The sequence below is a fragment of the Planobispora longispora genome, from assembly GCF_016863135.1.
Classification (GTDB): domain Bacteria; phylum Actinomycetota; class Actinomycetes; order Streptosporangiales; family Streptosporangiaceae; genus Planobispora; species Planobispora longispora.
In genome coordinates this window covers 134671-146835 of record NZ_BOOH01000044.1, presented here as the reverse complement: position 1 = coordinate 146835, position 12165 = coordinate 134671, and the positions used below count along the sequence as shown (strand labels likewise).

At 73.5% G+C, this 12165-nt stretch carries 7 protein-coding genes; 2 read left to right on the top strand and 5 right to left on the bottom strand.

Annotated elements, in window-relative coordinates:
- Positions 1 to 36 precede the first annotated feature (36 nt).
- On the bottom strand, positions 37 to 1020 hold the full coding sequence (locus tag Plo01_RS26415; RefSeq protein WP_203893387.1) for a BtrH N-terminal domain-containing protein: 984 nt from the start codon (positions 1018 to 1020) through the stop codon (positions 37 to 39).
- A gap of 234 nt (positions 1021 to 1254) precedes the next feature.
- Here Plo01_RS26415 and Plo01_RS26410 point away from each other — a divergent pair, with 234 nt between their 5' ends.
- Positions 1255 to 2169, top strand: a complete 915-nt coding sequence (locus Plo01_RS26410) for an RpnC/YadD family protein (protein WP_239317098.1) — start codon at positions 1255 to 1257, stop codon at positions 2167 to 2169.
- Positions 2170 to 2251: 82 nt separating this feature from the next.
- On the opposite strand, the gene Plo01_RS26405 is transcribed toward Plo01_RS26410, so the two are convergent.
- Positions 2252 to 2467, bottom strand: a complete 216-nt coding sequence (locus Plo01_RS26405; protein WP_203893386.1) for a hypothetical protein — start codon at positions 2465 to 2467, stop codon at positions 2252 to 2254.
- Positions 2468 to 2660: 193 nt separating this feature from the next.
- On the opposite strand from Plo01_RS26405, the gene Plo01_RS26400 reads away from it, so the two are divergent.
- Positions 2661 to 3125 (top strand): hypothetical protein, encoded by a 465-nt coding sequence (locus tag Plo01_RS26400; RefSeq protein ID WP_203893385.1) that lies wholly within the window; start codon positions 2661 to 2663, stop codon positions 3123 to 3125.
- Here the strand turns inward: Plo01_RS26400 and Plo01_RS26395 are convergent.
- The 3 genes from Plo01_RS26395 to Plo01_RS26385 all read right to left on the bottom strand — a co-directional run bounded on the left by Plo01_RS26395 (position 3085) and on the right by Plo01_RS26385 (position 12083).
- Positions 3085 to 4371: an MFS transporter gene (locus Plo01_RS26395; protein ID WP_203893384.1), complete on the bottom strand. Its 1287-nt coding sequence runs from the start codon at positions 4369 to 4371 to the stop codon at positions 3085 to 3087. The two genes, Plo01_RS26400 and Plo01_RS26395, sit on opposite strands and share 41 nt — an antisense overlap.
- Positions 4368 to 4562 carry an MbtH family protein gene (locus tag Plo01_RS26390; RefSeq protein WP_203893383.1) on the bottom strand — a complete coding sequence of 65 codons (195 nt, stop codon included), beginning with the start codon at positions 4560 to 4562 and terminating at the stop codon, positions 4368 to 4370. The genes Plo01_RS26395 and Plo01_RS26390 overlap by 4 nt, the downstream gene beginning before the upstream one ends.
- Before the next feature lie 87 nt (positions 4563 to 4649).
- Entirely contained in the window at positions 4650 to 12083 is a 7434-nt protein-coding gene (locus Plo01_RS26385) for a non-ribosomal peptide synthetase (RefSeq protein ID WP_203893382.1), read from the bottom strand.
- Positions 12084 to 12165: the final 82 nt, after the last annotated feature.

Here is a 12165-nt window from a genome sequence, read left to right as displayed (position 1 = left end):
TCCGGCCACTGGCGCCGCGTTCCCCGGAGCCGGAGCTCACAACCGGCGCAGCGCCTGCATGGCCTCCTTCTCGATGCGCGAGAGATCGCGGAGGATGGCGCCGGCCTGTTCCAGGTGTCTCGCGTCGCCGCTCTCTCCGGCCTTCGTGATCAAGGCGGCCACGTCCGTCCACAGGACGGCGGCCTCGGCGTACAACCGGTGACCGGTACGGAGGTCGCCGTCGTCGATCAGGCGGGTGCACTCGTCGAGGAAGTCGCGATAGAGGGCGCGGAACAGGGCGCCGCCGGTGCCGCCTTTCTCCATGAGGAGGGCGGCCTGCGGCAGATCCTGCCGCGGATCACCGGCGCGGAGCAGCCACCCGGGCACCTTCTCGCCCGCCTTCCCGATGCCGCGGTGGCCCAGGTTCGCGATGGGAGCGGCGAGGAAGGCCTCGGCGCAGTCTCTGATGGCGGGGATGATCTGGTCCCGCCAGGAGGGCGGGCGGGCCGGCAGGGTGATGGTGAAGGAGCGGTTCCTGGCGGTCATCGGCCCGCGTTCGGCCCGCGCCATGGCGAGGCTGTCCCGGCTGGTGCGTACCGCTCCTCCCTGCTGGTCGGTGTCCACGAGGTAGGCGTCGCGCTCGTCGTAGCCGTACATGGCGACGACATGACCGCCGAAGTGCACCTTGGACCGGAAATACTCCAGGTGGTAGCAGTCGAGCTGGAGGCCGACCGGGCGGCCGGCGTCGATGGGGGCGGCCACGTTCTCCCACGCCTTGCGCGGTGAGGCGGTCTCCTCGACCGTCAATGTCAGCCCCAGCCTGGCGGCCAGGTTCCCGGTGAGGGCGAAAGGCTTGACGCGACCCCCGAGAAAGGGGACCGCCATGCCCCTGCTGTCCCAATAGACGAAGGACAGGCCCGAGCCCAGCCCGAACAGCATGGGCTCGGACAGATCAAGCCCCTCATGCCGCAACAGCACTCCCAGCGCCGTCGTCTCGCAGTGGTGCATGCCGCGGGTCTCGACGTCCTTCACGATGGTCATGCGTCCCTCTCCTCACACCGACGCGGCGAACGGCCACACGGTCCCTGACACCTTCATGATCAACCACTGAAGGCCACTGGAAGCAGCATGAGGTCTCCCACGGTGGGAGAGTCCAGCCGTACGGCAAGGCGGCGGCGCTTCCGGCATCCCTGGTCTGCCCCTGCTGCTTGGTAGGCGTCGACTCGCCCGCAAATTCGGTTGCTACAAGTGTTCGATGTATTACAGTGAGTTGTCATGCCGTCCCCCCAGCATGACTCGCTCATCGACCTGTTCCGCGACCGTCCGCAGCTGGCCGTGGAGCTCCTCCGTGACCTGCTGGGACATGACCTGCCCACCACGACGCTGGTCCGGGAGGAGAACTCGACGTTCAACACCCGGCCCTCCGACGACCTCGAGGCCGACCTGGTCCTCGTCCTGGGCCCGCCCCAGGCCCCGGCCCACGCCATCGTCGTCGAGATCCAGAAGGACACCTCCAAAGATCCCCGCCAGCTGGCCCGATACGCCGCTGCGTTCTGGCTGCAGCTGCGCTGCGCGGTCACCGTCCTGGTGGTCTGTCCCGATGTCCGCACGGCCGCCTACTACGCCCGGCCAATCGACTCCGGCCTGCCCGGCTACCGGCTGCAGGCATGCGTGCTGGGGCCGGACGCCATCCCGGCCATCACCGATGCGCACCAGGCCGCGGCCCAGCCGGAGCTGGCGACCTTGGCGGTGATGGTGCACGGCCGTGAGCGCAAGGTCGTCGAGGCGTTCGCCGCAGCGCTGGCGGATCTGCCCGACGATCACGCTCCGAAGTACTATGAATACGCTTACGGCATGTCCGCGCCCGACGTGCGGCGCCTCCTGGAGGAGATCATGACGTCCACATCATGGCCCGTCTACAGTCCTTTCGCCCGTGAGCACTACGGCCGCGGTCGGGAGGAAGGCAGAGCGGAAGGTAGAGCGGAAGGCGAGACGAAGGGTGGGGTGCGGGAAGCGGCCCGGATGGTGCTGCTGGTGCTGGCCACTCGCGGTCTGGAGGTGCCGGACGAGGTCCGGGACCGGATCACTGCCTGCACCGACCTGGCCCGGCTGGAGTCCTGGGCGGCCCGTGCGGTGACCGCCCGGACCGTGCACGACCTGTTCGACGAGACGGCCGCAGGAGATCACTGATCGCCGGCGGGCCTGAGGCCCGCCTTCCGGCCCGAGACCCCGGCGGTAGGGCAGGACCGGGGAGAACCGGGGATCCGGGGAGTCAGGCGTCGCCGCCGTCGCCGCATCCGCAGCTGTCCCCGTCTCCGTCGTTGGAATCCCTCGTGTCACCGGTGGAACCACCGATCGGGTGCGGAGGGGAGTGGAGATGGGCGTCCTCTCGCCCGGAGAGCCATTCGAACAGGACACCGACGACCACGGCAACGATGATCGCTGCGATGACGAACGCCTCAACGATCACTAAGTCGGCGATGGGCATGGCATCGACCTCCACGGCGGCAGACCGCGCGGCTCGCGTCCGATACCTGTTGGATGGTCCCGGCGGGGGGGAAGTTCGCGGGTGCGTCCGTATCGACGCACGGTCATCTCGGCGCGGAGGCCGCCGTACCGGTTCGATTAAGATCGATATTTCCCTATAGGGGAACAATCTTCATCTGGGTCACCATTTCTAGGTGGCCCAGATGAAGGCGGGAACGTCCTCGGCGCACGAGAGGCCCGCCGAGCGCATGGTCTTCGCGGGCCTGGCCGGGATAATCCTTCCGTTCATCGTTCTGGCGGGGGTGTTCGCGGCGGTCGCCCTCCTCCCGGAACCCGAGCAGTGCGGGCACTTCGGATGCCTGCAGGTCATCGGTCACGCGTGGGTGGGGGGCCTGGCGGCGATCGTCCTCGCCTGGCCGCTGCTGCACCTGCTCCGGGTGCGCCCGGCCTGGACCGTCGCGCTGGCGGCTCCCGTCTTCCTGATGCCCGTCTGGCGCCTCGCCGAGACCGGGGTCGGTGATCCCATAACACTGATCGTGCTCAGCGGCGCGATCGCCTACCCGTTCGCCGCCCTGGTCACCACGCCCCGCCTCCCCCTGCCGTGGCGCGTCCTCCCGGTCATCCCCTTCGCCGCGCTCTATCTGATCGCCTGGGTGTGATCAGGACCGAGGTCAGGAAGGCGGCCAGGAGGAAGGCGGCGGACAGCAGGAGGGCGGCCGGGTAGCCGAGGGGGAGGATCAGGCCGCAGGCGCCCACGCCGAGCGCGCCGGCGAGCATGCGCAGCGACTGGAACAGGGTCATGGCCCGGCCCATCACCTCCGGGCCGACGCTTGTGAACGCCGACACCTGGACCGCCGTGACCGCCTGGCCGAGGACCAGGCCCACCGAGAACATGACCGCCCTCAGCGTCCACGGGCCGGGAGCGGTCAGGGCGAGCACGGCGAACAGGGCCGTGCCGCCGAGCAGGCCGAGCGTGGTCACCCGGCGCTCACCCCACCGGGCGCAGGTACGGTCGACCAGGAACCCGGCGGCCATCAGCCCCAGCGCCTCCGGGAAGACCACCAGCCCGGCGTCCGCCGCCGAGGCGCCCAGCGCGTCCTGGTACATCAGCGGGAAGGCGAACAACATGCCCATCAGGCCCGCCGCGGCGAGGGACGCCGTGGCGGTGCCGCGGAGGAAACCGCGGTCGGCCAGCACCCACAGGGCCAGCAGCCCGGCCAGGCCGGACCGGCCGGTTGCGGGGGATTCCGGGGCCACGCCGGGTACGGCCCGCAGGCCGCCCACGGCCGCGAGCCCCAGGAGCACCGCCGCCAGTCCGAAGGGGACGTTGATGAGGAACGCCCATCGCCAGGAGAGGTGCTCGGCCAGCAGTCCGCCCAGGACCGGGCCGAGCACGGGCGCGAGGGCGGTCGGCACCACGATGTAGCGCGAGAGCCGCATGCGCTCCTCGGGTGGGTAGGCGGTGAAGAGCATCGTCATCCCGGCGGGGGTCAGCACCCCGCCGCCGATGCCCTGCACCACCCGGAACGCCACCAGGGACTCCAGGTTCCAGGCGATCCCGCACGGCGCCGAGGCGGCCGTGAACAGCGCCAGCGCACCGAGGAAGACCCGCGCCGCGCCGTACCGGTCGCACAACCACCCGGCGACCGGCATGACCACCGCGAGGGTGGCCAGGAACGCCCCCTCCACCAGGTTGGAGGCGGCCGGGGTCACCCCGAGGTCGGCGGCGATGACGAACAGGGCCGGGTTGACGATCGTCGCGTCCAGCCCGTTCATGCACATGGCGACCACGTAGACGGTCAGCACGGCCCAGCGCGCGGACGACCGGGCTTCCGCCGGACCCGTTCCCGCTGGGCCGGGGTCGCCGGTCTGGAGAGATTCCCGGACGGGGGTGGCCCCGCTCATCGGGTCAGGCTCCGGGGCCGCAGGTCGGTCCAGTGCGCGGAGACGTAGGCCAGGCAGGCGGCGCGGACCTCGGGGCCGAAGCGGACCGCCCAGCCCTGCGGGACCTCGGCGAACGACGGCCAGATGGAATGCTGCTCCTCGTCGTTGGCCAGGACGAGGAACGTGCCGTCGGGGTCGTCGAAGGGATTCACGGGTTCAGCTCCTGGTTCGATTCACGAGGGCGGCTCCTGGCCCACGGGTGCGGTTTCCGGCTCCGGCCCGTGGGCGCGGTTCCTGGTTCACGTGTTCGGCTCCTGCGGATCATGAGGGTCCCGGAGGTCCTGGAGGTTCTGGAGGCGGGCCGCGACGATCGCGCCGATCTCGGCGATCGGTCCCGGCTGGGTCATGTCCTTGTGGCTGCACGCCACGTCGTGGTCGTCGATCGTCCCGGTGACGTGGGGCCGCCACGTCTCGGCGGTGAGGGCGTCGTCGATCGTGTCGACGGTGGCGCGGAAGAACAGCACGTCGCCGTCGAACACGCGGGTGTCGAGGCCGCGCACCAGATGGTTGGTGTTGAGGTACAGGTCCTTGAGCGACCTGAGCGTCTCCACCGGCAGGCCCGCCAGCGGGCTGCCCTCCCGGCGCAGCACCTCGACCGCCTCCTCCAGCGTGGTGGCGGCGTCCGGGGCGAAGCCGCCCATGGTGAGCAGCGCCTCCAGCGCCTCGGCCTCGTCGGAGACCGGGAGGTCCCGCAGCCCTTCGGCCGGGTAGGCGTCCAGCACCGCCAGCAGCGCGACCTCCTGCCCGGCGAGCCGGAGCTGCACGGCCATCTCCTGCGCGATGACGCCGCCGGTGGACCAGCCCAGCAGGTGGTACGGCCCGGCGGACTGGACGGTGCGCAGCTGCCCGACGTAGTCGGCGGCCAGTTCCCGCAGCGAGGCGGGCAGCGGGTCGTGGCGGGCCTGGAGGCCGTAGATCGGGCGGTCCGGGACGTGCCGGATCAGCCCGCTGTAGCACCAGCTCAGCCCGCCCGCCGGGTGCACGCAGAACAGCGGCGGACGTGACCCGGACTCGCGGAGCGGCAGCAGCACGGCCAGCGGGTCGGTCCGCGAGCCGCTCTCGGTGAGCGCGGCGAGCCCGGCGGCCGTGGGCGCCTCGAAGAGGGCGCCGATGGTCACCTCGGTCCCGAGCACCTCCTTGATCCGGGAGACGAGCCGTACCGCCAGCAGCGAGTGCCCGCCCAGGTCGAAGAAGCCGTCGTCGGCCCCGACCCGGGGCAGGTCCAGCACCTCGGCGAAGAGCGCGCAGAGCGTCGCCTCGCGGGGGGTGGCCGGTGGCCGTCCCGCTGCGGCGGGCGCGGCGGGCGCGGGCAGCGCCCGGCGGTCGAGCTTGCCGTTGACGGTGAGCGGAAGCGTCTCCAGCTCCACGACCGCCGCCGGGACCATGTAGTCCGGCAGCGTCCGCCCCGCGAACGCCCGAAGCTCCGCCGTGTCCAGCACGGACGCCGCAGGCACGGTGTCCGCTCCGGAGGCTGCGGGCGCCGTACCCGCTCTGGAGATCGCGGGTGACGTGTCCACTCTGGAAGCTGCGGGCGTCGTGTCCACTCTGGAAGCTAGGGGCGTCGTGTCCGCTCCGGAAGCCGCGGGCACCACGTAGGCGACCAGGCGCTTGTCGCCCGGCCGGTCCTCGCGGACGACCACCGCCGCCTGCTCGACCGAGGGGTGGCACAGCAGCGCCGCCTCGATCTCGCCCGGCTCGATCCGGAAGCCGCGCACCTTGACCTGCTGGTCGGCGCGGCCGATGTAGTCGAGGGTGCCGTCCGGCTTCCACCGGGCCAGGTCGCCCGAGCGGTACATGCGCGAGCCGGGCGGGCCGTAGGGGTTGGCGACGAACCTTCCGGCGGTCAGCTCCGGCCGGCCGAGGTAGCCGCGGGCCAGGCCGTCCCCGGCGACGTACATCTCGCCCACGACCCCCGGCGGCACCGGCTGCAGCGCGTCGTCCAGGAGGTAGACCCGCAGGTCGGGGATGCCCCGGCCGACCAGGCTGCCCTCCCGGTGGTCCGGGGAGAGCGGCATGTGCGTGACGTGCACGGTCGTCTCGGTGATGCCGTACATGTTCACCAGCAGGGGGGCGTTCGGCGCCGGACTCGGGCGCGTCTCATGCTGCGCCGGACTCGGGCGCGTCTCATGCTGCGCCGGACTCGGGCGCGAGGGGTACGGCCTGCGGGCGTACCACTCGGCCAGCCGGGACAGCTCCAGCGCCTCCCCGCCGAAGACCACGTACCGCAGCGCCAGCTCCCGCCCGTCGTCGGCGGCGACCAGCTGGTAGAAGGCCGACGGCGTCTGGTTCAGCACCGTGACCCGCTCGCGCTCCAGCAGCTCCAGGAAGTCCCCGGGGGACCTGCTGACCTCGTACGGCACCACGACCAGGCGCCCGCCGTACAGCAGCGCCCCCCACAGCTCCCACACCGAGAAGTCGAACGCGTAGGAGTGGAACAGCGTCCAGACGTCGTCCGGGCCGAACCCGAACCAGTGGTCGGTGGCCGACATCAGCCGGACCACGTTGTGGTGCGTGACCAGCACGCCCTTGGGCCGCCCGGTCGAGCCGGAGGTGTAGATGACGTAGGCGGCGTTGCCCGGCTCCAGCGACCGCTCGGGGTCGTGGTCGAGCCAGTCGTCCAGGTCCTCCAGCCAGGACGGGTCCACCACGCAGACCGGTCCGGCGTCGGCGACCATGTAGTGCAGCCGGTCGGCCGGGTAGGTCGGGTCGAGCGGCAGGTAGGCGGCGCCCGCCTTGACCACCGCGAGCAGGGCGACGACCAGGTCGGCCGAGCGGGGCAGGGAGAGCGCCACGACGCTCTCCGGCCGCGCCCCGTGCGCGATGAGCTTGTGCGCCAGCCGGTTGGCCCGCGCGTTCAGCTCGGCGTAGGTGAGGTTTTCCACGGCGATCGCGTACGGCGTGCGGCGGACCCGGGCCTCGAACAGGTCGGGCAGCGTCGTGCCGGGCGAGCTGACCAGGTCGCCGTTCCACTCCTCGATCAGCGTGCGGCGTTCGCCCTCACCGAGGACGTCCAGCCTGCCGATCGGCCGGTCCGGGTCGGCGACGGCGCCGCTCAGCAGGCGGGTGAACCGCTCGGCGAGGGTCCGCGCGGTGGCGTGGTCGAACAGGTCCGCGCTGTACTCCAGGAACCCGGAGCCGGTCGCGTCGAGGTTCAGGGTCAGGTCGAATTTGGCGGTGCCGGTGTGCACGACCTCCACCCCCGTCTCGGGGGCGTCCTGGTGGACGAGCATCACCTGGAAGAGCGGGTGCCGGTTGCGGGCGCGCGCCGGGTTGAGCGCCTCCACCAGCCGGTCGAACGGTGTCTCGGCGTGGTCGAACGCGGCCAGGTCGGCCGCCCGCACCCGCTGGAGCAGTTCGGCGAAGGAGGGGTCGCCGGAGGTGTCGGTCCGCAGCACCAGCGTGTTGACGAAGAAGCCGACCGCGTCGTCCAGCGCGCTGTCGGTCCGGCCCGCGACCGGGGTGCCGACCGGGATGTCGGCGCCCGCGCCGAGCCGGGTGAGCAGGGCCGCGAGCGCGGCGTGCAGGACCATGAAGACGCTGGTGCGGCTCGCGCGGGCTAGTGCCTCGACCCCGGCGACGAGCTCGGGGCCGAGCCGGACGGGAACCGTGCCGCCCGTGCTGCTCGACACCGCGGGACGGGGCCGGTCGGCGGGGAGTTCCAGCCGGTCGGGCAGGCCCGCGAGCGCCCGGGTCCAGTGCGCCAGGTCGGAGTCCGGCAGGTCGAGCTGCCAGAGCGCGTAGTCGGCGTACTGCACCGGGAGCGGCTCGAACGCGGGGACCGCACCGGCCGCGCGCGCCTCGTAGGCGGTCATGACGTCGCGGACGAGAGGCCCGGTGGACCAGCCGTCCCCGGCGATGTGGTGCAGGACCAGCATCAGCACGTGCTCGCCGCCCTCGCCCCGGAGCAGGGTGGCGCGCAGCGGCGGCTCGGAGGCCAGGTCGAACCCGTGGCGCGTGGCCGTCCGCATCGCCTCGGCCAGGTGCTCGCCCGGCTGCCAGATCTGGAGCGGCACCGGTCCGGGCCGCAGGATCCGCTGCTCGGGCACGCCGTCCCGCTCCGGGAAGACCGTGCGCAGGATCTCGTGCCGGGCCACCACGTCGGCGAGCGCGGCCCGGAGCGCGGCGTGGTCCACCGGGCCGGTCAGGTGGACGGCGAGCGGGATGTTGTAGGTCGGGTTCGGGCCCTCGATCCGGTACAGGAACCAGAGCCTGGCCTGCGCGGACGAGAGCGGGATCCGCTCGGGCCTGGGCCGGGGCCGCAGCGGCGGCCGCACGGTCCGCCCGGCGGGCATGCTCGCGACGAGCCCGGCGGGCGTCGGCTCCTCGAAGATCGTCGCGATCGGCACGCGGACGCCGAAGGTCTCCCTGATCCGTACGGCCAGCCGCGCGGCCAGCAGCGAGTGCCCGCCCAGGTCGAAGAAGCCGTCGTCGGTCCCGACGGGAGAGGGCACGGGCGTCCCGGCGGAGTGCCCGGCGTCCGTCTCGGCATCGGGCAGGCCGGGAACTCCGGCGGAGTGCCCGCCGTCCGCCTCGGCTCCGGACAGTCCGAGGACCTCGGCGAAGAGCGCGCACATCGTGCGCTCCTCCTCGGTCTCGGGCTCCCGGCCCGGCCGGGCGGCCGCCTGGACGTCGGGCAACGCGGCCCGGTCCAGCTTCCCGTTGGGCGTGCGGGGCAGCGCGTCGAGCCAGGCGACGGCGGAGGGCACCATCCCGGCGGGCAGCCGCGCGGCGGCGAACTCCCGTAGCTCGGCGACGTCTCGGGAGGCGCCGGCGCTCCCCGGCCCGGGCCGCTCCCCGGCGCTCTCCCCGGCTCCGGCGGGGGCCTGCGCGGCCCGCTCCCGAGCCTGCGCCGTACGGAACTCCCCGGCCTGCGCCGTACGGAACTCCCCGGCCTGCGCCGTACGGAACTCCCCCGCCGGGACCGCGTAGGCGAGCAGCCGGCCCCCGCGCACGGTCACCGCGGCGGCGGCGACGGCCGGGTGCTCCTCCAGGACGGCCTCGATCTCGCCGGGCTCGATCCGGACCCCGCGCACCTTGATCTGGTCGTCGGTACGGCCGAGCAGCTCCAGCCGCCCGCCGGCGGCCCAGCGGGCCCGGTCGCCGGTGCGGTACAGGCGCGAGCCGCCGGGCCCGGCCACGAACCGCTCGGCCGTCAGCTCCGGCCGTCCGAGATAGCCGCGGGCCAGCCCGTCCCCGGACAGGTACAGCTCGCCCGCGACCCCGGGCGGGGCCGGGTGCAGGGCGTGGTCGAGCACGTGGGCGCGGGTGCCCAGGACGGGGCCCTCGGTGCCGTCGCCGAACCAGGTGTAGGCGTCGACGGTGGACTCGGTGGGCCCGTAGTGGTCGACGGCCAGGGTGCCGCTCTCGCGGAGCGAGCGCCACAGCGCCTCCGGCACGGCCTCGCCGCCGACCACCGTGATCCGGGGCGGGGCCGCCAGCAGGGCGGGCATCTCCCGCAGGTGGGAGGGGGTCAGGTCGAGGTAGTCGATGCCGTGCTCGCGCACGTGGGCGGTGAGGGCCTCGGGGTCGCGGTAGGCGTCGTCGTCGAGCAGGTGCAGCTCGTGCCCGCCGATCATCCACAGGACCGGGTCGAGCGAGGCGTCGAACGAGAACGACGCGGTGTGCGCCACCCGGAGCCGCTCCCCGGCGGGGAACAGCCGCTCGCGGTGGCTGGCGAGCAGGGCGGCGAGTCCCCGGTGGGTCGCCACCACGCCCTTGGGGCGTCCGGTGGAGCCCGAGGTGTAGATCACGTACGCCGCGTCGTCCGGGCGGGGGAGGGGGAGCGCGGCGGGTTCGGCCGCGTCCCGCGCGTCCGCGGGGCCATCGGCCCCGGTGCGGGAACGGGCGGCGGGACCCGGGTCCACGAGCGCTGTCCGTTCCGGGGTCACGGCGGCCATCCACTCCGGGGTCACCGTGATCGGCGGCCGGGCGTCGGCGAGCATGAACTCCCGCCGGTCCGCCGGGTAGGACGGGTCCACGGGCAGGAACGCGGCCCCGCTCTTCAGCACGGCCAGCAGCGCGACGACCAGGTCCGCCGAGCGGGGGAGCGCCAGGGCGACGATCCGCTCGGGGCCGGCCCCCTCCCGGACCAGCCGCCGGGCCGTCAGGTCGGCCCGCGCGCCCAGCTCCCCGAAGGTCAGCGTCTCGCCCGCGCAGGTCAGCGCCGTCGCGGCGGGGGTGAGCCGTACCTGCTCGTCGAAGGCCTCGACCACGGTGCGCGGCGCGGCGGCGGAGAGGGCGGCGGTGGAGAGCACACCGGCGGCGGGCGCGGTGGGAGAGCTCGCGGCGGGAAGGGCGCCGGTGGGAAGGGCGCCGGTGGGAAGGGCGGCGGCGGGGAGCGCGGCCTCGTCCTCCTCGGTGAGCAGCGACAGGCGGCCGACGGGGGTGTCGGGCGGGGTGAGGGCCAGCGACGACAGGAACCGGGCCAGGCGGCGGGCGTGGACGGCCAGCGCCTCCTCCGGGTAGAGGGCGGCGTTGCCGTCGAGCTCCAGGATGAGCCGGTCGCCGTCGAGCAGCAGGGTGACGGCCAGGTCGTCGACGGGGCCGGCGGCCAGGTTGCGGACCTCTCCCGGGACGGCGCCGAACTTCACGTCGGGCGCGAAGGGCTTGATGTTCAGCAGCGGCCCGAACAGCGCCCGTGAGCTGCCGGACAGGCCGAGGTCGCGGCGGAGGTCCTCGATCCGGTAGCGGCCGTGGCGGCGGGCCTCGGCCATCCGCCGGGCGGCCTGGGCGATGAGGCCGCCGAGCTCGGCGCCCGGGGGGACGTCGAGCCGGAGCGGGACCACGTTGACCGTCAGGCACGGCACCCGCAGGGCCGCGCCGGAGCGGTTCATCAGCGGCAGTCCGACCAGGACGTCGGTGGTCCCGGTGAGCCGCGACAGGTAGACGGCCAGCCCGACGGCGGCCACCTCCGCCCAGGTCGCGCGGGTCTCGCGGGCGAGCGCGTCCCAGTGCCCGACCGGCGGCAGGATCTCGCGGCGCCGTACCACCTCGCGCGCGGACATCGCGGGCACGCCCGCCAGCCCGGCGGGCTCCGGGGCGCCGGCCATCCGCTCCAGCCAGTAGGCCCGGTCCCTGCCGTGGCGCGCGGAGGCGAGGTAGGCGGACTCCTCCTCCAGCACGGGCACCATTCCGCCGAACGGGCTCGCGCCGGGAGGCAGGCCCTCGGCCAGCGCGCCGTAGATCTCCGCCACCCGGGTCACCAGCATCGACAGCGCGTAGGCGTCGATGAGGAGGTGGTGGACGCGCAGGTACCAGACGAAGTGATCGTCGGCCAGGCGGATCAGGGCGTTGCGGACCATCGACCCGGCGCCCGCGTCCCCGGCGCCGGCGCCGGCGGCCGCCGGGTCCACCGGCGTGTCCAGGTCGGCGCGCATCCACTCCTCGGCAGCCGCCTCGGGGTCGGCCTCGCCGCTCAGGTCGAGGACGGTGACCAGGTCGCGCAGGGAGTCGGAGGCCGGAAGGTACTGGGCGGGCTCCTCGGTGAAGTGCAGCCGGAGCGGCTCGGCCTCGGCCAGGCAGCGGAGCAGGGCCCGCTCGAACAGCGCCGGGTCGACGGGGCCGCGGATGTCGACGCGGTCGGCGGTGTTGTAGACGGGATTGTCAGGGTCCAGCCGCTGGGCGAACCAGATCCCCGCCTGCGCCCCGGTCAGCGGGAAGGTCTCAACGTTCATCGAAGCTCCTTGAGCGCGAAGGCTCCGGGATGTGGTCTCTGCGGGAGAGCGCGGCCGAGGACGGGGATGCCCGTCCCCGGCC